General features: G+C 30.8%; 22 protein-coding genes. 1 reads left to right on the plus strand and 21 read right to left on the minus strand.

Annotated features, from left to right (window positions below):
- Positions 1-26 precede the first annotated feature (26 nt).
- Positions 27-1088 (plus strand): CotS family spore coat protein, encoded by a 1062-nt coding sequence (locus CPAL_RS05275; RefSeq protein WP_061858681.1) that lies wholly within the window; start codon positions 27-29, stop codon positions 1086-1088.
- Between the two features lie 82 nt (positions 1089-1170).
- Here the strand turns inward: CPAL_RS05275 and CPAL_RS05280 are convergent, their stop codons facing one another.
- The 21 genes from CPAL_RS05280 to grpE form a co-directional block, all read right to left on the minus strand.
- Positions 1171-1953: a protein-ADP-ribose hydrolase gene (locus tag CPAL_RS05280; RefSeq protein ID WP_106024229.1), complete on the minus strand. Its 783-nt coding sequence runs from the start codon at positions 1951-1953 to the stop codon at positions 1171-1173.
- A 327-nt stretch (positions 1954-2280) separates the two neighbouring features.
- Positions 2281-4917, minus strand: a complete 2637-nt coding sequence (ppdK, locus tag CPAL_RS05285; RefSeq protein WP_061858679.1) for a pyruvate, phosphate dikinase — start codon at positions 4915-4917, stop codon at positions 2281-2283.
- Between the two features lie 70 nt (positions 4918-4987).
- Positions 4988-5632, minus strand: a complete 645-nt coding sequence (gene ccpN, locus CPAL_RS05290) for a transcriptional regulator CcpN (RefSeq protein ID WP_106024230.1) — start codon at positions 5630-5632, stop codon at positions 4988-4990.
- A gap of 232 nt (positions 5633-5864) precedes the next feature.
- On the minus strand, positions 5865-6491 hold the full coding sequence (locus CPAL_RS05295; RefSeq protein ID WP_061858678.1) for a DUF4342 domain-containing protein: 627 nt from the start codon (positions 6489-6491) through the stop codon (positions 5865-5867).
- On the minus strand, positions 6484-7254 hold the full coding sequence (recO, locus tag CPAL_RS05300) for a DNA repair protein RecO (RefSeq protein ID WP_061858677.1): 771 nt from the start codon (positions 7252-7254) through the stop codon (positions 6484-6486). The genes CPAL_RS05295 and recO overlap by 8 nt, the downstream gene beginning before the upstream one ends.
- A 100-nt stretch (positions 7255-7354) precedes the next feature.
- Positions 7355-8239, minus strand: coding sequence for a GTPase Era (gene era / locus CPAL_RS05305; RefSeq protein WP_061858676.1), 885 nt, complete (start codon positions 8237-8239; stop codon positions 7355-7357).
- A 9-nt stretch (positions 8240-8248) separates the two neighbouring features.
- The gene (locus tag CPAL_RS05310; protein WP_061858675.1) at positions 8249-8647 is read right to left on the minus strand and encodes a cytidine deaminase; all 399 of its coding nucleotides are present in this window, start codon (positions 8645-8647) and stop codon (positions 8249-8251) included.
- Positions 8648-8744: 97 nt separating this feature from the next.
- A complete protein-coding gene (locus tag CPAL_RS05315; RefSeq protein ID WP_082787885.1) occupies positions 8745-9506 on the minus strand; it encodes a diacylglycerol kinase in 762 nt (253 codons plus the stop codon).
- A 26-nt stretch (positions 9507-9532) separates the two neighbouring features.
- Positions 9533-10039 carry an rRNA maturation RNase YbeY gene (gene ybeY, locus CPAL_RS05320; protein ID WP_061858674.1) on the minus strand — a complete coding sequence of 169 codons (507 nt, stop codon included), beginning with the start codon at positions 10037-10039 and terminating at the stop codon, positions 9533-9535.
- Between the two features lie 3 nt (positions 10040-10042).
- On the minus strand, positions 10043-12100 hold the full coding sequence (locus CPAL_RS05325) for an HD family phosphohydrolase (protein ID WP_061858673.1): 2058 nt from the start codon (positions 12098-12100) through the stop codon (positions 10043-10045).
- 76 nt (positions 12101-12176) lie between these two features.
- Complete coding sequence (gene yqfD, locus CPAL_RS05330) at positions 12177-13352, minus strand: sporulation protein YqfD (protein WP_061858672.1); 1176 nt, start codon at positions 13350-13352, stop codon at positions 12177-12179.
- Positions 13349-13636, minus strand: a complete 288-nt coding sequence (gene yqfC / locus CPAL_RS05335) for a sporulation protein YqfC (RefSeq protein ID WP_061858671.1) — start codon at positions 13634-13636, stop codon at positions 13349-13351. Before yqfC ends, yqfD begins: the two co-directional genes overlap by 4 nt.
- Before the next feature lie 127 nt (positions 13637-13763).
- Positions 13764-14207, minus strand: a complete 444-nt coding sequence (locus tag CPAL_RS05340; RefSeq protein WP_061858670.1) for a GatB/YqeY domain-containing protein — start codon at positions 14205-14207, stop codon at positions 13764-13766.
- A 27-nt stretch (positions 14208-14234) separates the two neighbouring features.
- Positions 14235-14417 carry a 30S ribosomal protein S21 gene (rpsU, locus tag CPAL_RS05345; protein WP_061858669.1) on the minus strand — a complete coding sequence of 61 codons (183 nt, stop codon included), beginning with the start codon at positions 14415-14417 and terminating at the stop codon, positions 14235-14237.
- A gap of 136 nt (positions 14418-14553) precedes the next feature.
- The gene (locus CPAL_RS05350) at positions 14554-14898 is read right to left on the minus strand and encodes a histidine triad nucleotide-binding protein (protein ID WP_061858668.1); all 345 of its coding nucleotides are present in this window, start codon (positions 14896-14898) and stop codon (positions 14554-14556) included.
- 69 nt (positions 14899-14967) lie between these two features.
- Positions 14968-16269: a tRNA (N(6)-L-threonylcarbamoyladenosine(37)-C(2))-methylthiotransferase MtaB gene (gene mtaB / locus CPAL_RS05355; RefSeq protein ID WP_061858667.1), complete on the minus strand. Its 1302-nt coding sequence runs from the start codon at positions 16267-16269 to the stop codon at positions 14968-14970.
- Complete coding sequence (locus tag CPAL_RS05360) at positions 16269-17024, minus strand: 16S rRNA (uracil(1498)-N(3))-methyltransferase (protein WP_061858666.1); 756 nt, start codon at positions 17022-17024, stop codon at positions 16269-16271. Before CPAL_RS05360 ends, mtaB begins: the two co-directional genes overlap by 1 nt.
- A 14-nt stretch (positions 17025-17038) precedes the next feature.
- Entirely contained in the window at positions 17039-17971 is a 933-nt protein-coding gene (gene prmA / locus CPAL_RS05365; RefSeq protein WP_061858665.1) for a 50S ribosomal protein L11 methyltransferase, read from the minus strand.
- 118 nt (positions 17972-18089) lie between these two features.
- The gene (dnaJ, locus tag CPAL_RS05370; protein ID WP_061858664.1) at positions 18090-19217 is read right to left on the minus strand and encodes a molecular chaperone DnaJ; all 1128 of its coding nucleotides are present in this window, start codon (positions 19215-19217) and stop codon (positions 18090-18092) included.
- 93 nt (positions 19218-19310) lie between these two features.
- Positions 19311-21155, minus strand: coding sequence for a molecular chaperone DnaK (gene dnaK, locus CPAL_RS05375; RefSeq protein ID WP_106024231.1), 1845 nt, complete (start codon positions 21153-21155; stop codon positions 19311-19313).
- Between the two features lie 159 nt (positions 21156-21314).
- Positions 21315-21986 (minus strand): nucleotide exchange factor GrpE, encoded by a 672-nt coding sequence (gene grpE / locus CPAL_RS05380; protein ID WP_061858662.1) that lies wholly within the window; start codon positions 21984-21986, stop codon positions 21315-21317.
- Positions 21987-21994 lie beyond the last annotated feature (8 nt).

The raw sequence follows: 21994 nt of genomic DNA on the forward strand, positions 1-21994 counted from the left end.
TAAGAATTTTTTTAAGGAGTGTTATTATGCCTGAACTGGCTAAATTATATGATATAAATTTATTATCTGAAGAAAACATGAAGAACTTTGTACTTCCCTATTATGATCTTGAAAATGCTGAAGTTACTTCTATAAAGTTTAAAGATACAGATAAACAAAGGGCTGTATATAGAGTAACAGATTCCGGCAAAGACTACTGTTTAAAGAAAGTATATTTTGATAAAGGCGAGCTTCTGTTTGTGTACTCAGCAATAGAATGGATTTATAGAAATGGTATAAAAGCCCCTAAAATCCTTCCTAACAAAAATGGAGGCAGGTTTGTAGAATATGAAAATATGCTATTTATCTTAACCCCTTGGATTTATGGCCGCAAATGTGATTATGATAATAAAGATGATGTAATAAATTCTTGTATAAACCTAGGGAAATTTCATAAAGTATCCTTTAATTTTTTTCCTATAGAAGGTAGTACTATAAGGAAAGGATGTAATAATCTTTTTGAGTCAATTAACAAGCATTTTGAAAGACTACTTTTAAACTCTAATCTAGCTTTTAAATATGGTGATTACTTTTCAAAGATATTTCTTAGTCATTTTGATAAAGGATTGCATTTGGCTAAAATATCTAGCGAAATGCTATCTACAATAAACTTTGAAAATTTAAGCATCTCTCTTTGTCATATGGATTATGTTAACAAAAATCTAATATTTGATGATAATAATGATATATGGATTATAGACTTTGATAAATGCAGAATAGATTTTTGCATACATGATTTATCATACTTTTTTAGAAGGCTTTTGAAAAGAGATAAAACTAATTGGAATATAGATATAGTTTTAAGCTCTCTAGAAGAATATGAAAAAATACATTCTTTGAATATTGATGAATACAAATATCTCTTAGCTTATCTTTCTTTTCCTCAGAAATATTGGAAGATTTCAAGAGATTATTATAAAAATATAGATAAATGCAATAAAAAAAGCTTTGTAAATATGTTAAATAGATCCGTAAAAAATTTTGATTCTCAAATAGAGTTTGTATATGCATTTATGGAACATATAAATAAAAAATTTAATATTAAATAATATTTAAAGATTAAAACAAAACAAGTCACTGATTAATAAACATCAGTGACTTGTTTTGTTTTATTTTTATATTGGTATCCTCCTATATGTTTAATAATTTATTGTAAATATTTAAATCTTCATCCTTAAAAACATTAAAAATAACTTGTTTAATGAATGTGCTTTCCTTTAAAAAATCCCGTACAGTCTTCACGGCAATTTCTGCCGCTAGCATTTTGGGAAAGCGAAATGCACCAGTAGAAATGCAGCAAAAAGCAATAGATTCCACACCGTTTGCTACTGCAACCTCCAGACATGAATGATAACTACTTTTTAGCAGCTCTTTATCCTTTTCAGTTACTTGTTGATGTATTATGGGACCTACAGTATGAATAACATATTTAGACGGTAGATTGTAAGCAGGAGTAATTTTTGCCTGCCCAGTTGCTTCTTCATGACCTTGTTTTTGCATGATCTCATGACATTTTGCACGAAGCTGAACACCAGCATAGGTATGAATGAAATTATCAATGCAGTCGTGCAGCGGCTGGAAGCATCCAAGCATTTTAGAATTTGCTGCATTTACAATAGCATTACATTTTAGTGTTGTAATATCTCCTTGCCATATATAAAGCCGTTCATCAGCTTTCGTAGGCTTAAGTGTGGCAACATCTGTTATTCCTCGATCTTTGTTAAACTGTGTCAAATACTCATCCTGAATTTTCAGAAATTCTTCGCTTACAGGATAAGGAGGTCGCACATTGAACAGAGAACGTAGAAGCTTATTTTGACTCTCTTCATCAGATGGTATAATTAATTTTTTATATTGTTTTTGTTCTTTTAATAAATATTTAATTAACCAAATTATTCTTTCTTTCTGATTCATTCCTTTACCTCCAAAATAACTTACTCAAAACGAATCCAATCCGGTACCAAGACCGTATGCTCTGCATTTATAGCTATTACAAAATAGACCTTATTTTTAACTATATTTTAAGTCAACAAAACTTGGGTTCTTACAGAAACTACAATATTTCTGGTGAAATTTATAAACAAACACCTCAAAAATAATAAATAAAAGCTGTTTTTTCGTTTAAATAAATAATAAAATAGGGCATTACCTCTTTACTCCTTAATAGGTAATACCCTTATTTATATTTTATTATATCAAAAACCTTGATTTTACAAGTTTTTTAGACTAAAGTTAAACAAATTACTTTTGGCTCTTGCTCTTAATGGCAGCTTGAGCTGCTGCAAGTCTTGCGATAGGAACCCTAAATGGTGAACATGATACATAGTTAAGTCCAACATTGTGGAAGAATTCTACAGAAGATGGATCGCCACCATGCTCTCCGCAAATTCCTAACTTAATATTCTCTCTTGTTTTCTTTCCAAGATCTACTGCCATTTTTACTAGCTTTCCAACTCCATCCTGATCTAACTTCTGGAATGGATCAAACTCATATATGTTCTTCTCATAATAGCTATTCAAGAATTTACCTGAATCATCTCTTGAGAAGCCAAATGTCATTTGAGTTAAGTCATTTGTTCCAAATGAGAAGAAGTCAGCTTCTTTAGCTATTTCATCTGCTGTAACAGCAGCTCTTGGAACTTCTATCATTGTTCCTACTAAATATTTTAAATCCACTCCTGATTTAGCTATTATCTCATCAGCTATTTTAACAACTATATCTTTAACATATTTTAATTCCTTTGCTTCTCCAACAAGAGGAATCATTATTTCTGGAACTATATCATATCCTTTTTCTTTTTTAACATGAATTGCAGCTTCAATTACTGCTCTAGTCTGCATTTCAGCTATTTCAGGATATGAAACTGTGAGACGACATCCTCTATGTCCCATCATCGGATTAAATTCATGCAATGATTGGATAGTAGATTTTAGATGTTCGTAACTTATTCCCATATCTTCACTCAATTCTTTTATATCTTCTTCTTCAGTTGGTAAGAATTCGTGTAGTGGTGGATCTAAAAATCTTATTGTAACAGGCCTATCTTCCATAGCCTCATAAATTCCTATAAAATCTTCTCTTTGCATTGGAAGTAGCTTTTCTAGGGCTCTTCTTCTTTGATCTTCATCCTCAGAAACTATCATTTCACGTACTGCTGGTATTCTATCCTCATTAAAGAACATATGCTCCGTTCTGCAAAGTCCTATTCCTTCTGCTCCAAACTGAACCGCTTGTTTTGCATCCTTTGGAGTATCTGCATTAGCTCTTACCTTTAATGTTCTTACTTCATCAGCCCACTCCATGAATTTGCCAAAGTAGCCTGAAATTTCCGGAGCTACAGTTTTTATTGCTGTTCCATATACATTTCCTGTGCTTCCATCAAGAGATATATAATCTCCTTCTTTATAAGTCTTTCCTGAAGCTATAAAAGTTTTATTTTCTTCATCAATCTTTATTTCTCCACATCCTGCAACGCAGCAAGTTCCCATTCCTCTAGCTACAACTGCTGCATGAGAAGTCATTCCTCCTCTTATTGTAAGTATCCCCTCTGCAGCTACCATTCCTTCAATGTCTTCTGGAGAAGTTTCTAATCTAATTAAAATTACCTTTTCTCCCTTTTCATGTCTGCTTTTAGCTTCCTGTGCAGTAAAGTAAACCTTTCCACATGCAGCACCTGGAGATGCTGGAAGTCCCTTTGCAATTGGAGTAGCTTTCTTTAATTCTTCAGCATCGAAAGTTGGATGTAATAATGAATCTAACTGCTTTGGCTCTACTTTTAATAAGGCTTCTTCCTTAGTTAAAACCCCTTCTTCAACTAAGTCAACGGCTATCTTTAACGCAGCCTGAGCTGTTCTCTTACCATTTCTAGTTTGTAAGAAGTATAGTTTTCCCTGTTCTATAGTAAACTCCATATCCTGCATATCTTTATAGTGTGCTTCTAATCTTGCTGCTATATCCATAAATTGCTTATAGCATTGAGGAAGCTCTTGCTCTAATCTTGAAATTGGCTGAGGAGTTCTGATACCTGCAACAACATCTTCTCCTTGAGCATTTATCAAATATTCTCCAAAAATCTTCTTTTCTCCTGTAGCAGGGTCTCTTGTGAAAGCAACACCTGTTCCTGAATTTTCTCCCATATTACCGAATACCATAGATTGTACGTTTACCGCTGTCCCCCAATTAGATGGAATATCATTTAATCTTCTATATACTATTGCTCTTGGATTATTCCATGATTTAAATACAGCTTGTACAGAACTCATAAGTTGCTCTTTAGGATCTTGTGGAAATTCTTCTCCCATTTCTTTTACGTATAACTTTTTATATTTAATCACAACCTTTTTCAAATCCTCTGCATCTAGATCTGTATCATATTCTACTCCTTTTTCTTCTTTAACTTCATCTAATATATCTTCAAATTTTCTTTTTTCAATTCCTATAGCTACATCTGAAAACATTTGTATAAATCTTCTATACGAATCATAAGCAAATCTTTCATTTCCAGTAAGCTTAGCAATACCTTGAACAGTTTCATCATTTAAACCTAGATTTAAAATAGTATCCATCATTCCTGGCATTGAAACTCTTGCTCCAGATCTTACTGATACAAGAAGTGGATTATCTTTGTCACCAAATTTTTTACCTGTGATTTCTTCTGTTTTAGCTAACGCTTCCATAATCTGATTTATAATATCTTCAGATATAATCTCACCATCTTCATAGTATTTAGTGCAGGCTTCTGTAGTTATTGTAAATCCTTGAGGGACAGGAATTCCTAAATTAGTCATCTCTGCAAGATTAGCTCCTTTACCTCCTAAGAGGTTTCTCATACTTGCATTACCCTCACTAAATAGATAAACATATTTCTTCACTTCCACATTAACATCCCCTTTTCTTTGTGTAGATATATATCTAAAGAGTTTCCTCTTAGATGCTACTTATTTTCATTTAATTCTTATTTTCACTTAATTTAACAAAAAGACGTGTTATGTTTGTTTTGGAAAGCTTGCCTATAACTTTAACCTTATCTCCATCCTCTTCCGATACTCTTTCTACAACAGGTAGACTGTCAACTTCTCTATCTATTATTTTTTTTGCTGCTATGTAAACTGAATCTTCTGGTTCTACACATACTATGTTCGGCATTCTTGTCATTATAATTCCTATTGGAACTTTGTTTATATCAGTCCTTCCTATAGCACTTTTTAAAAAATCTTTTCTAGAAACTGCACCTACCAGGTATCCATCATTTTCCACGAATATGGTTCCCACATCGTTTAGAAACAAATTTACGATTGCATTATATACAGTGGTTTGCTCGTCTACAGTAACAGGTTTTGACATAATGTCCTTAACCTTTATTTTTCTTATATAATCAAACACCAAATTTGAGGAAGGTTTTTGAGAATATATATACCCAACCTTAGGTCTAGCTTCTAATATTCCTGTCATAGTGAGTATAGCTAAGTCTGGTCTCAACGCCGCCCTAGTAACGCCAATTTTTTTTGCTAATTGTTCGCTTGTTATAGGTTGATTTGCCTTAACTAACTCAATGATTTCTTTTTGTCTAGATGATAAGTTAATTGTTGCCAACCTCCTTTTTACCATTACTAGCACATTGTATCATAAATTATTAGGAATTAATATATCACTTTTAATATATTATAGGCGTTTTATGCAATACAATCCGGTTAATAGTATACTTTTCTTTTATTTTCTTTAAATTATGATACATTTTATTTTTAAATGTGCTATACTATTTTATTATTTATGTTTTTTACGTAAATTTTAATTTAGAAATATCTATATTAATAAGACGACAGCATTACCTGCCGTCCTTATTTTCATTATCTTTATCTTCTTTGTCTTCATCAACTTCTTCAAAAGTTACTGTATATTGATATACATTTTCATCTTTTTTATTATCAAAATTCTTTTTTTCAAATTTTTCTTTCATTTCAGATGCTATATCTTCTACTTTTTCTTTTACATCAAAAGTTATATCATCAACTTTTTCTTTAACATCTTTAGCTTTATTCTTTATTATCTTATTTACAACTTCTACAGATCCATCGCTTTTTACTATTTCAACAGTTATCTTTGCAAATACAGCGCTTAGTATTCCAAGAGCCATTAGTGGAGGATACCATAATGCTAACATTCCTGCAACCATTCCTGCATTAACAGGAATATCACAAATTTCTTTATCATCTTTTTTTATTCTTATTCTATTTACATTTCCTTTCTGGATTGTTTCTTTAATCCAACTTATAAATTCATCTTTAGTAGCGTATAAATCATCTTTACTATTTTTCTTATTTTTATTTTCTATAAATATCAATGCGTCTACAACATTTCCATCACATTCTTCTAAAGCTTCCTTTGCCTCAGTATAACTAATTCCTGTTCTTTCTCTTAATATATCAATCTTTTCTAGGGTTATATCACTCATCTTGCTCACTCCTTTTTATATAATTAAAAATTTCTAAACTCTTTGGTTGTTTTGAGTAGTTTTGTGAAATAAAGATGTTTAAAATTTTATATATTTCCTTCTTTAAATCATCGCTTAGCGAAATTCTAGGAATATTTTCAATAGGACTTCTATCAAGAAATTTTAAAACATTATATGCACCATAACTTATACTTATTCCATTAACCTTATTACACTTATTACATGTTCCTCCATGATATTGTATGCTTAAATAATTAGATTTATTTATTTTATCTCCACATATGCTGCAGTTTTCAAGTTGAAATCCATAGCCTGTAGCTCTTAACAGTTTAAGTTCTAATGTCCTAGCTAAAACTTCTAAATCAACAACATTATTTTTCATCAAATAAAAACCTTTAACAAATTCTTGAAAAAGCCATCTATTGCTTTCTTCTTCTTGAAGAGCAATAAGTATAAGCTCGCAGAAGTAAGAGCTATAAGCTATAGTATCTAAATCTTTTAATAAACCTTGAAATGAGTCTATAATATCTACTTCATTTATATTATATAAATTTTTTCCTTTATATAATACATATTCTCCAAAACAAAAATTTTGGGTTGAAGAAAAAAATTTACTTTTGTTTTTCTTAGCACCTTTTGCTATAGCAGTTACTTTACCAAGTTTTTCAGTAAAGAGCCATAAAAGCTTATCATTTTCTTTAAAATCCTGCGTTTTTAGCACTATAGCTTTAGTTTTAAAAATTGACAGAAAATCATCTCCTATATTTATATTATAACCTATTTTTGAGAATAAATAACAGCACTTTGTTAAAAATCTTATAAACTTTTCATAATTTTTACCTATATTACAATATATGTTAAATTTAATCTTTATATCCTAGTTCCTTTAAAACAAAGTTATTATCTCTCCATTCTTTCTTTACTTTAACCCATATTTCAAGACTTACTTTAGCTCCTAAAAACTTTTCCATATCCTGTCGTGCATAAGTAGAGATTTTTTTTAACATTTGCCCGCCCTTACCAATTATAATACCTTTATGAGAGTCTTTCTCACATAATATATTAGCATCTATATGATATCTATTCCTATCGTCTTTTTTCATTGATATAATTTCTACCGCAATTCCATGAGGTACTTCTTCAGATAATAATCTTAAGGCTTTTTCTCTTATAATCTCTGAAATTACAAATCTTTCTTGGACATCACTTATCATATCATCAGGATAGTACTTAGGTCCTTCTGGCATGTGTTTTATCATAAGTTCTACTAGCGTATCAACATTTTTTCCATTCTTAGCTGATATAGGAACTATCTCAGTAAAGTCCATGTATTCAGAATAGTTCTTTAATGTTTCCACAACTAACTCTTGTGGATTTTCATCTATCTTATTAACAACTAAAAATACTGGATTTTTAGATTTTTTTAAGCTCTCTAATATCATTTCATCCCCTTTCCCTATTTCTTTTTGAGGAGTTGTGATAAATACAACTAAGTCCACATCAGAAGTAGATTCTTCTGCAATCTTAACCATGTATTCTCCCAGCTTATGTCTTGGTTTATGAATACCTGGAGTGTCTACAAAAACTAATTGACAGTTATCTTTGGTTAACACAGCACGTATATTATTTCTTGTGGTTTGTGGTCTACAAGATACTATTGATAACTTCTCACCTATTATTTTATTAGTTAAAGTTGATTTTCCCACATTAGGTCTTCCTATAATTGTTATAAATCCTGATTTAAACATATTTCCTCCTTACTTATTTATGTCTTCCTTAGTGAATGCACCTGGTAATATATCTTCTAATTTTTTAATTTTATAATCATTTTCATTTTTTATAATAATTATATCTGTATTTTCATCTCCAAATTCTGCAATTACCTGTCTACAAATGCCACAAGGAGCAGTATAAGTTGATGTATCTCCAACTACAGCTATTGCCTTAAGTTTTTTATTTCCTTCAGATACAGCTTTAAATATAGCTGTTCTTTCTGCACAATTTGTAGCTCCAAACGATGCATTTTCCACATTGCATCCCCCATATACTTTATTATCATCCATTATAACAGCAGCGCCTACTTTAAATCTTGAGTATGGCACATAAGCATTTTCTCTATATTTTAAAGCTTCCCTTATCAACTCTCTATATTCCATACTTATTCCTCCTTAGGATTAATTTGTGCAACATTTTTTAGAATATAATTATATCATGTATTATGTACATTTCAAAATTTTTATCTATTACCTATTTCTATAAAATTTTAAAAATCAATAACGTTAAAAGGGTTCCAAACAATCCTCCTGCTATTACTTCTAAAACGGAATGAACTTGAGAATCCACCCTGCTTTGTGCTACTATGAAAGCCATGATATAGCTAAGAATTATAACAGTAGGTTCCTCCGTAAGTAAAGCTATAGTTGTAGCTATAGAAAATCCTATAGCACTATGTCCACTTGGCATACCACCTTTCAATGGAGTACCTTCTCCAAATATTGCTTTAGCTATTACCGTAGCCAAAGATACAATAACTAAACTTAAAAAAATCATATATGGTTCAGAATTCTTTATTTTTTTTATCACTACAAATGTAAAAGGCATTAATCTATCCCAAAATATAATATACCCTACTAATATAGAATTTATAGCAGTTACCAATACTGCTCCAGCAGCAACATTTTTGGCAAGTTTCGCCAAAGGATGATAGTAATTTGTAGTAGCATCTATAGCAAATTCTATGGCAGTATTTATCATTTCACATACAAGAACCATAGTTATAGTTATAGTTATAACTAAAAGCTCCATTTTTGTTAAATCATAAAAAAAACATGCGCTAAGTACTAATAATGCTGCTACCATGTGTATTCTCATATTTCTCTGAGTCCTTACTGTATATATCAAACCTTCAATAGCATAATTAAAACTATCTATTAATTTCTTTACCTTTTTTATAAAAATCACTCCACTTCTATATAAAGATAAAATTTTGACATGCAGCTCATTTTTGTACTGCATGTCATTTAAATCATTGAAAATAATACTTATACTTCTCTTGTTATATTAAATTTTTCTAAAATTTTTTCTTCTCTTTGTCTCATTATGCTTCTTTCTTCTTCTTCCATATGATCATACCCTAAAAGATGAAGAACTGAATGAATTGTAAGATAGCATACTTCTCTTAATAGTGAATGACCATATTCTTCACTTTGCTCCTTTGCTCTTTCTAAAGACAGTACAATATCTCCTAGTACAAGTCTTCCTTCATTTAAATCTGCTGGAGAAAAATTATTATTCTTATATACATCTTTATATACTTTACCTTTAGGATAATTCAACATAGGAAAAGATAGTACATCAGTTACCCTATCAATGTTTCTCTGATCCTTATTTATATTTCTTATTTCATCATTATCAATAAATATTACGCTTATTTCTGTATCAATATTTACTCCTTCTTCTTTTAAAGCATACTCTATAATATCATTTACGTTTTTTAAAATATTATCATCTATCTTTAATTTATCTTGTCTGTTGTCTATATATATCATTTTCTATTCTCCTTTTAATTCATGTACTTTGTTCTCAGAAGGATATTCAATTCTTTGATGATATATTCCTGATAAAGCTTTTAAAAAAGCTGCTCTTATTTTATCTAAATCCTTTAGTGTTAAATCACAGTTATCCAACTGACTTTCATTAACCCTAGCTTTTATTATATTATTAACCATCTCTTCTATTTTCCCTTTTGTAGGCTCGCTTATAGATCTTACAGCTGCCTCAACTCCATCAGCTAGCATTAAAATAGCATTTTCCTTACTTGTTGGTATAGGACCTGAATATCTAAAATCCTCTTCTTTAATTTCCTCAGGCCTTTCGCTGTTGTTTTTAGCAGTTACATAAAAGTATTTCACCAAAGATGTACCATGGTGCTGCTCAATTGCGTCTCTTATAACTTTTGGAAGCTTATATTCTTTTGCAATTTCAATACCATCCTTTACATGGGAAGTTATTATAAGAGTGCTTAAATTAGGATTTATCTTATCATGAGGATTATCACGTCCTACTTGATTTTCCTTGAAAAACATAGGCCTTTTAATCTTCCCTATATCATGATAATAAGCAGCAACTCTGGCAAGTACAGGATTTCCACCTACTTGTTCTGCAGCAACCTCTGCTAAATTCGCTACTAGTACACTATGATGATATGTACCCGGAGCTTCTAAAAGCAGCTTTTTTTGGACAGGATGATTAGGATTTGAGAGTTCTAAAAGTTTAATATTTGTAACTATATCAAAAGTACTCTCAAAAAAAGGCAGAAATCCAACAGTCAGTATAGCTGCCATAATACTTCCTATAAAGGAATATCCTGATCTTTTTAGAACTTCTACCACATTGTTGCTTAAAAGAAATCCTACTGTAAAAGTTAAAATGATATTCATAATTCCTATAAATAAAGACGCATAAAGTATATCATTTCTTTGCTGAAGCCTTTTAAGAGCAACAGCACCTAATATACTATTTAGTATAGCAAGCAATGTTATTTCAATATTAAATTGAACAACAGCACTTAGTAATATAGAATTAATAATGCTAGATGCTATTGAAATCTTATAATTAATTAAAAGCGTTATGAGCATAGGAATACATGCTAAAGGTATTAAAAATGGTGAAATTATAGATATAGTTCTTCCTAAAAGTATGGATATACATGTAAGTATGTTTAATAGTATTAACTTGCTATAATCATTATATATCTCTTTATAATACTTATATATATAAAACCACTGAAGAAACATTACTAGTAGTACTAAAGCAGCTATGTTTAGATATATATACTTGTTATCCTCACTATCTAAAAGTCCAAGATCCTTTAATATTATTAAATCTCTATCAGTTACCGGCTCACCTTCTTTTACAATAATTTGACCTTTCTTTATTACAATAGGTTGAACAGATTTTTTTGCTTCAGCCTTTAGCTCATTTGTCTTTTCTTCATCATAAAAAAAGTTTGGCTTTACCATCAATATACCTATTCTAATTCCTAAATCTCTTAAGTTTCTAGATAATTTGGAACTATTAAATTTTACAGCAATTGCATCCTGGGCTTTTTTAATATCCTCTTCATTATCTTCTCTTATATCCATGTCTAACACTTTGTTCATTATAACTTTTAAATTTTCTTGCAAAGACTTAAGTTGTTTGTCATCTAGGCTCACCAAAATTTTTATTTCCTCTTCTGATAAATTGATTTGTGTATTTTCTCTTATATCTTGAATCTTATGACTTTCATCTAAGGCACTTTCCAATAACTTGTTAGCTCTAAAAAACAAACTATCTATCTGCTCTAAAGTTTCCTTCTTAATCTCTAAGTTTTTATTATATTGGAGAGGCACAGATTCCTCTTTTTGCTGCTGCTTTTCTTTAGTCTTAAGAGTATCTGTAACTTCCTTTGGAGCTTTAATATCAAATTTAGCTATATCGCCTGCTTCTAAATTATATTTTTTTGTAACTAAAGAAGTCATTAGTATTGCTGATATAAAAATAAAAGTAAGAATAAAGGTTATTAATTTTTTTAAATCATTGCTTTCTATTCTACTCATGATTTTCATAATCTATTATAATCACGTCCTTGTTTTTTATAGTCATACCTTGTCTTCTGCAAATACTTTATAGCACTCACATATTCTATTTTTTATCTTCTTTCTCATTAATCTCAGGCTCAAATACTTGAGGTTCTGCTATATTCTCCTCAACTACTAACATAACTCTTACCTCATATTTATCATTTTCTTTTTTTGCATCTACTATTTTATCTACTATTTTAACAGATTTATCTAACTTTGCAATTATATTCGAAAAAAGTTCATCAGCTATTTTTTCTTTAACTTCTTCTGTGTTTATTTTTTTCTTCTTTTCTTGTACTTCAAAATATACTTCTTTTTTTATAAAAGAGTCATCTATAGATATTTTATCATACATTTCAAAGTTATTCTTGGCCTTTTTTAGATAAATTTTTTTTCCAAACAGTTCTATATATACATTTTTATCTTCTTTTCCAGTTCTATCTCTGCTAACATATTCAATTGGTACTTGTTTTTTTTCTTCATAGAATGTTCTTGCTATAACTTCTGCTGACGCATGGACTGGATATGTAGCTTCCTCTTTTCCTTGTTCTCCTTTAACTAATATATCTCCCTTTTTCACAATATCTCCACTTTTTACAATTGCTGTTCCTGCTGAGCTATATACCCTTATAATCTCTCCATCTTTCTTAGCAACTATATGGCACGGAGAATTATCCGATATAACATTAGGAGGCTCCTGTCTTTCTGCAATGCTTATGTTCAATTTTACTCCTTCTATTCTTGCCTTAACCCACATTATATCACTATTATTTTTTATAAGTTTTTCTTCTAAATCATATACATTTATTTTCTTTTTTCTAAGTGCAGGAGCAATTCCCAAGTCTTTTAACTGATTCCTTATTTCATAAGGTGTAACATTGTTCTCAGTGGTAATATTTATGTTCCATATAAATGTGGATAAATAATATATTATTGAGATAAAAATAAGAATACCAAGTGTAAGAGTTTTTCTTCTTCTATTTTTAATTATAAAAAAGGATAGACCCCTTCTCTTAATTATTTTTAGTTTAGTATTGGTCCTTTTAGCTATACTATTTATTGTCTCATAGTATCTTAAATTTGCATCAAGTTGCAATGTGGTTATATCTATTCTTCTTACATTGCTAATATTAACACCATTTTTCCAAAGTAAATTTATAAACTTTTCTGGTGTCATAGTTTGAACTTCAATTGTTATTATTCCTCTTTTATACTTTTCAAAATTAAACTTACTCATACCCCATTCTCCTCATAACTTATACCTTTAAACTTACCTCCTAAAACTATAGTACTTCCTCCAATAAATAGTATTTCAAGTTTTTTTCCTTTGATAGAAATAGACCCAGAATTTGAATTCAACTTAATTTCATCTTCTCCAAACATTATTATTCCTTTATGATTTTCAATAGTAATTTCATTATTGCCTGTTACCATTATTTGTGGTATATCCAAAATCACATCTCTTGGCAATCCAAGCTTTTGCGCAATAGTTTCTTTAGTCTTATATATCTTCTTTTTCAATCTGCGCTCTCCTAAAAATTACTTTCATACTAATTTATGAACTTTCTGCTTAATAAATTACTATAAAATAAAAAGATCCAGCTTTAAACTGGATCCTAATTTAAGTTTCTTCAAACTTTTATTTCATTTAATTTAGATTTTGTTTTACAATGGCACTCACAAGCTTGCCATCTGCACGACCTTTAATCTTAGCCATTACAGCTGACATAACTTTTCCCATATCTTTGGCACTACTTGCCCCTGTTTCATTAATTGTCTGACGAACTATTTCAGCAATTTCATCTTGGGTCAACTGCTTAGGAAGGTACTCTAATAAAATCTCTATTTCAGAATTAGTCTGATCAACTAAATCTTGTCTATTACCTCTTTCAAATTCAGCAATAGCATCTCTTCTACGTTTCACTTCCTTCGATAAAATTTCAATAATTTCTTCATCATTCAAAATTCTATTATCAGTTTTTTCAACTTGTAGAACAGCAGCTTTTGCCATACTTAGAGTACTGGCTTTAAACTTGTTTTTTTCTAACATAGCTTTTTTCCAGTCCTGTTGTAATTTTTCCTTAAGAGACATACTTGAGTTACCTTCTTTCAATAATTCTTATCTAACTTTGCTTTTTCTTCTTCTTGCAGCTTCTGATTTTTTCTTTCTTTTTACGCTTGGCTTTTCATAATGTTCTCTCTTTCTTACCTCAGATAGAACACCTGCTTTTGCACAAGATCTTTTAAATCTTTTTAGCGCACTTTCTAATGTTTCATTCTCTCTTAATTTAATTTCTGACAACGATTATCCCTCCCTCCCTAGCAGTAATAAAACCTAAGTAATTTGCAGTTACTGAGGGCAAAATAGCACATTGGTAATTATACAACATTTTTTTACAAGCTGTCAACTACTTTCATAGTTAATCTTATTTTCTTTTTTAAGCTGGCTGCCAGCTAAGAGGCTTACCTCCTAAAATATGAAAATGAATGTGTGGGACTTCTTGTCCTCCATCTTTTCCACAGTTTACCACCAATCTATAACCATTATCACGGATATTAACCTTTTCAGCAACTTTCTTAACCATAAGCATCATATGACTTATTATATCTGAATCTTCTTCACATAAATCATTTAAACTTTTTATGTGTTTTTTTGGTATTAAAAGGACATGTACTGGTGCTTTTGGGTTTATATCTTCAAAGCCTAAGACTTTATCATCTTCATACACTTTTTTGCAAGGTATTTCTCCTTTAATTATTTTGCAAAATATGCATTCTTCCATGATATCACCTCCTTGCCTCTATCTTTTATATTCAACACCAATAATAAAATTCCTTCTTTAAAAGCGTCTTTATTTGCTTATTATTTCTCCTATAATATAATCTTCTTTTATGCTTTTTAACCTAGTTCTTAAAATTTTACCTTGTAAAGGTTCTTTTGATTGAGATATAACTTTAATATAGTTAGGAGTATAACCTTCATAACTATTTTCATTATACATTTGTTCATATAGAACTTCCATATCTCTACCGATAAATTTATCCATAAATTCTTTTTCATTCTTTTTATTCAAGTCTAATAGCATTTTACTTCTTTCTTCTTTAATATTTCCATCAACTTGGTTTTCCATTCTTTCAGCTCTCGTTCCGCTTCTTGGACTATACTTAAATATATGCATCTTTGAAAGCTTTATCTCTTTTAAGAAATCATAAGTCTTTTTAAATTCTTCCTCAGTCTCTCCTGGAAAACCTACTATAATATCCGTTGTTATTGATACATCTTTTACATATTCTCTTAATAAATTAACTATATTTCTATAATGTTCTATATTATATTTTCTATTCATTCTTCTTAAAGTTTCATCGCATCCACTTTGAAGTGAAAGATGAAAATGAGGACATAGTTTTTTCAATTTTCCAATTTCCTTTATTATCTCTTCATTAAAGAATTCTGGCCCTATTGACCCTATTCTTATTCTATTTATCCCTTCAATCTTTTCTATCTCTTGAAGTATTTTTAATAGATTATAGTCTTCTTCTAAATCAACGCCATAAGAGGATATATCTATGCCTGATAATATTACTTCCTTAAATCCATGCTTTGCTAATTCTCTTACTTCATAAATAACAGTTTCTGGGTCCTTACTGCATACTGCTCCTCTTGCAAATGGAATCAAACAGTAAGAGCAAAAATTATTACATCCATCTTGAATCTTTAAAAATGCTCTGGTCTTATCCTGATAATCTTCTATCCTTAAATCTTCAAAAACTTTATTTCTCAAAACATCATTAACTGCAACAATTTGTTTCTTCTCTTCTTTTGCTCTATTAACCCAATAAACTATTTCTCCTTTGTTTCTTGTACCTAATATTACATCTACATCTCCAAGTTCGCTGACCTTATCAGGAGCAATTTGAGTATAGCATCCAACAGCTGCAATAATAGCATCCTTATTTTTTCTTTTAGCCCTTGATATCATTTGACGAGATTTTTTATCACTCATATTAGTAACAGTGCAAGTATTTATTACATAAACATCTGCTACATCTTCAAAAGGAACTACTTCATATCCATTCTTTATAAATTTTTCTGCCATAGCTTCTGATTCGTATTGGTTAACTCTACATCCTAATGTAGCAAAAGCAACTTTCATTAAACTCTTCCTCCTAAATCTCCTAGTTCATACATAAGCAAAGCAAGAGTAGTAAATCCAGCTGTCTCTGTTCTAAGTATTCTTGGACCTAGAGTGATAATATGTGCTTCCATATCTCTTAAAACGCTTATTTCACTATCTTCAAAACCACCTTCAGGCCCAATTACTATTCCTATTCTCTTTACTTCCTTATGTAAGTTTTTAATCATTTGTTTCATTCCATAATCTTCTGCGTTCTCATATGGAACCACTATTAAATCCATTTGTTTTAGTTCTTCTAATAGTTCTTTAAAGTCTATAAGCTCATTTACCACAGGTATTAATGTTCTTTTACTTTGTTTGCAAGCTTCAAAAGCTATTCTATTCCATCTCTCTATTTTCTTATTATCCTTCTTTATTTCTCCTTGAGATGAAAGCACCCTTTCTGTTATAACAGGAGTTATCTCCTTAATTCCAAGCTCAGTGCATTTTTGAACTATTAGATCCATCTTTGTAGCTTTTGGAAATCCTTGATAAAGATATACATCTATGGGACTTTCATTATTAATATCTAATTCCTCCAAAAGTTTAACTTCTACCTTGGATTTAGTTATATCTTCTAATTGTCCTAAAAACTCTTTCCCATTACAATTGTTTATATTTACCACATCACCTTTTTTAAGTCTTAAAACTTTATAGATATGCTTAACATCATCACCTTCAATTATAGCCTTATTATCAAATATCATGTCTTCACTTACAAAAAACTTATGCATCTGTAACGCCCCTTTTATGCTTTTGCAACTATACAGCACCATTCTCCATCTACATTTACTTCCTCAATTTTGAACCCACATTTTTCAAGTTTTGCTATTACATCATCTTTTCTATCTAGTATTATTCCTGAAGATATAAAATAACCTCCATCTACAAGAACAGTTTTAACATCTTCTGTTAACACTTTTATTATATCTGCTAATATATTAGCAACTACAATATTGGCTTTTCCTTTAACTACATCTATTAAGTTTCCATGAAGTATTTCTATGTTTTCTAAATTATTAAGCTTTGAATTCTTTTTAGCAGCATCTACAGCTACAGGGTCTAAATCTACACCTACTACTTTTTGTGCTTTTAATTTTGCGGCAGCTATAGCAAGTATTCCTGAACCTGTTCCTATATCAAATACGATGGCATCTTTATTTACATACTTTTCTAAAGCTCTAACACATAATCTTGTAGTTTCATGAGTTCCTGTTCCAAAAGCCATACCTGGATCTAATTCTACAACTATTTCGCCCTTATTGGCACTATATTCTTCCCAGGTAGGTTTAACTACTATTTTTTCTCCTATCTTTGTAGGCTTATAGTATTTCTTCCAATTATTTGCCCAATCTTCTTCATTTACACTTTTAACAGTAACCTTTCCTTCTCCTTTGTCTATGCCGAATTTATCTAAATTCATTACACTTTCTTTTATATATTGTAAGTCATGTTTAAACTTCTCACTATCTTTATAGTAAGCTTTTATAATGGCTGAATCGTCCAAACTTATAGGATATTCTTCTATCCAATCAAGTCCTGGGCTTTTAATTTTTTCCTCAACATCCTTAGGATCTAGTATAGAAACTCCTTGAACTCCTGTATTATATAATATCCCTGTTATAGCTTCAACAGCCTCACTAGTTGTGATAATCTGTACTTCTAACCACTGCTTATACATATATTTAAACACTCCTTTGTTTTTTATTCTTTCCCGTATATATCACTTAATTATAATGCAAATCTAACTAAGTTGTAAACTAAAAAACTTGTTTCTCTCCTATTGAGAGAAACAAGTTTTATTTAAAACTTTTTTTAATTTTATCCACAATAGATTCTTTAGTTTCTTTACGACTTTCTCCTACCTTTTCTCCGCTAGCCTCCATAAAAGCTATTAAAGCTTCCCTCTGTTTTTCATTTAGATTCTTAGGCACATCTACAATCACTTTAACATATTGGTCTCCTCTTCCGCGACCATTAACCTTTGGAACTCCTTTTCCTCTTAATCTAAATACAGTTCCTGGTTGAGTTCCTGGTGGAACAGTATATTTTACATCTCCATCTATAGTTGGTACTTTAAGTTCTGTACCTAGAGCAGCTTTTGCAAAGCTTATATGCTCTTCTGTATATATATCAAAGCCTTTCCTATTAAATATCTTATGTGATGCTACTCTTATATTTATATATAAATCTCCATTTGGTCCACCATTTTTACCTGGTTCTCCCTGTCCTCTCAGCGGTAATACATTTCCTGTATCCACACCAGCAGGAATATTTATTTTTATCTTCTTATTCTTTCTTACTGTGCCTTTTCCATGGCAGGTAGAACATGGTGTATCTATAACACTTCCACTTCCTCCACATTTATCACATGTACTAGTAGTTACAAAACTTCCTAATGGAGTATTTCTCTGATATCTTACTTGTCCTGTACCTCTGCATTTATCACACTGCCTTGGATGAGTTCCTGGTTTTGCACCACTACCGTTACAAGTTTCACACTTTTCATTTCTTGATATAGAAATTTCTTTTTCTATTCCAAATACAGCTTCTTCAAAAGTTAGACTGATAGTATATTCTAGATCAGCACCTCTTTCTGGACCATTTCTTCTTCTCGAAGAAAAACCTCCCCCAAAGAAGCTGTCAAATATATCTTCAAAACCCATGCCTGAAAAATCAAAGCCGCCCCCACCAAAGCCACCATTAAAGTCAGCTGTGCCAAACTGATCATAATGTGCTCTTTTTTCAGGGTCAGAAAGAACTTGATATGCTTCGTTTATTTCCTTAAACTTTTCTTCAGCTTCTTTATTTCCTTGATTTCTGTCAGGATGGTATTTCATGGCTAGCTTTCTATATGCTTTTTTTATCTCATCATCACTAGCACCTTTTGATACTCCAAGCACCTCGTAATAGTCTTTGTTAGCCATCCCTATTCACCACCTAATAATATATTAAACTCAAATTAAGGGAAGGCACTTAGACCATCCCTTAATCATTTTACTACATCAAGTATACACAATTTATTTGTCGTCTTCAACCTTAAAATCCGCATCAACTACATTATCGTCGCTAGCATGAGCACTTTCTGCATTACCACCCATATTTCCCATATCAGGATTAGCTTGTGCTCCTGATTGCTGATATAGTTTTTGTGAGATTGAATAAAATGCTTGAGTTAAATCATCTGTAGCTTTCTTTATAGCTTCTACATCATCTCCATCTTTAACTTTCTTTAAAGCTTCTAATTTCTCTTCTACAGCCTTTTTATCCTCAGCTGATATCTTATCTCCAAGGTCTTTCAATGTTTTTTCTGTTTGATAAGCTACAGAATCTGCATTGTTCTTAGCTTCTACTGCTTCTTTTCTCTTTTCATCTTCTGCTGCAAATTTCTCTGCTTCTTTTACAGCCTTATCTATTTCCTCATCGCTTAGATTAGTTGAAGCTGTAATTGTGATATTTGCTTCTTTTCCTGTTCCCTTATCCTTAGCTGAAACATTTAATATACCGTTAGCATCTATATCAAAAGTAACTTCTATTTGTGGAACTCCTCTTGGTGCTGGTGGTATATCAGTTAATTGGAATCTTCCAAGAGTCTTATTATCTGCAGCCATCTTTCTTTCGCCTTGAACTATATGAATCTCAACAGAAGTTTGGTTGTCAGCAGCTGTTGAGAATATTTGACTTTTTCTTGTTGGTATAGTTGTATTTCTTTCTATTAGTGGAGTTGCAACTCCTCCCATTGTTTCAATTCCTAATGTTAGCGGAGTTACATCAAGAAGTAATACATCCTTAACATCTCCTGTTAATACTCCTGCTTGAATTGCAGCCCCCATAGCAACAACTTCATCTGGGTTAACTCCTTTAGATGGTTCTTTACCAGTAAACTTCCTAACTGCTTCTTGAACTGCTGGTATTCTTGTAGAACCTCCAACAAGAACTACTTTATCTATATCGTTGATTGAAAGATTAGCATCTTGTAACGCTTTTCTCATTGGCTCAATTGTAGCTTCAACTAAGTCAGCTGTTAATTCCTCAAACTTAGCTCTTGTTAAATCCATATCTATGTGCTTTGGACCAGTTGCATCAGCTGTTATAAATGGTAAGTTTATATTTGTCTTTGTTGATGAAGATAATTCTATTTTAGCCTTCTCAGCCGCTTCTTTTAATCTTTGAAGAGCCATCTTGTCATTTCTTAAATCTATTCCATTTTCAGCTTTAAATGTGTCTGCAATGTAATCTATTATTTTTTGGTCGAAGTCATCTCCACCAAGTCTTGTATTACCATTTGTTGCTTTAACTTCGAAAACTCCATCTCCAAGTTCTAGAATAGATACATCAAAAGTACCTCCACCTAAATCATATACAAATATTTTTTGATTTGTATCCATTTTATCAAGACCATAAGCAAGAGATGCTGCTGTCGGTTCATTTATTATTCTCTTAACATCAAGACCAGCTATCTTACCAGCATTTTTTGTTGCTTGTCTTTCACTATCATTAAAGTATGCTGGAACTGTTATAACTGCTTCAGTTACAGGTTCTCCTAAGTAAGCTTCTGCATCTGCTTTAAGTTTTTGAAGTATCATTGCTGATATTTCTTCTGGTGAATATTTTTTCCCATCTATTGTCACTCTGTAATCTGTACCCATATGTCTTTTTATTGATATAATTGTTTTATCTGGGTTTGTAATTGCCTGTCTTTTTGCTACCTGTCCTACAAGTCTTTCACCATTATCTTTGAAAGCTACTACTGATGGAGTTGTTCTCGAACCTTCAGCATTAGCTATAACTACTGGATTTCCACCTTCCATAACCGCTACACATGAGTTTGTAGTTCCTAAGTCAATTCCTATTATCTTTCCCATTTTATTACCTCCTATATATTTGTAACTTATGTTTTTATAGATAAATAAGCGCTTCACAATAAATCATCTTATAATTCAAGTTATTCCGCCAAAACATAGACTTGAGCTCTCCACTCAAACTCTGTATTCTATGATTAACTTAAGTTATTATCTATATGTTTAATTAGCAACTTTAACAAGGCTAAATCTTAACACTTTATCTTCTCTTTTAAAACCTTTTTGGAATACTTCTACTATCTGATTTTTTCCAAAACTATCATCTTCAATATGCATTATAGCATTGTGATAGTTAGGATCAAATTCTCCATCTGTTGGAATTTCCTCTACTCCTAATTTTTCAAATGCATCATTAAACTGCTTAATTGTGATCTCTATTCCCTTTTTAAGATCCTCAGCATTTCCTTCTGCTACTATTGCTCTCTCGAGATTATCAAAAACAGGCAGCATGTGTTTTAATATATCTGCACAAGCATCAGTATATATTAATTTTTTCTCTTTATCAGTTCTTTTTCTAAAATTGTCATACTCTGCACTTATTCTTAAAAGCCTATCTTTTAAAGCTTCCAATTCATTTTTAAGTTTTGTATTTTCGTCCTTTAACTTTAAATTTTCATCCTTTAGCTTTGTATTTTCCTTATTTAAATCATCAACTATATTTTCTTCTATAATATCATCATCTTCTTTAAGTTCTTCAAATTCCATATCTTCATTTACTTCTGATTCTTTTAAAGTCTCTTCTTTAGCTTCTTCTTCTTTTAAATTCTCTTCTTTAGCTTCTTCTAATTCTTCCTTATTCTCCTCAACTTGTTTTAAATTTTCATCGTTTATCATGTCTTCAC

The organism is Clostridium thermopalmarium DSM 5974, assembly GCF_002995795.1.
In the GTDB taxonomy this organism is placed as follows: domain Bacteria; phylum Bacillota; class Clostridia; order Clostridiales; family Clostridiaceae; genus Clostridium_H; species Clostridium_H thermopalmarium.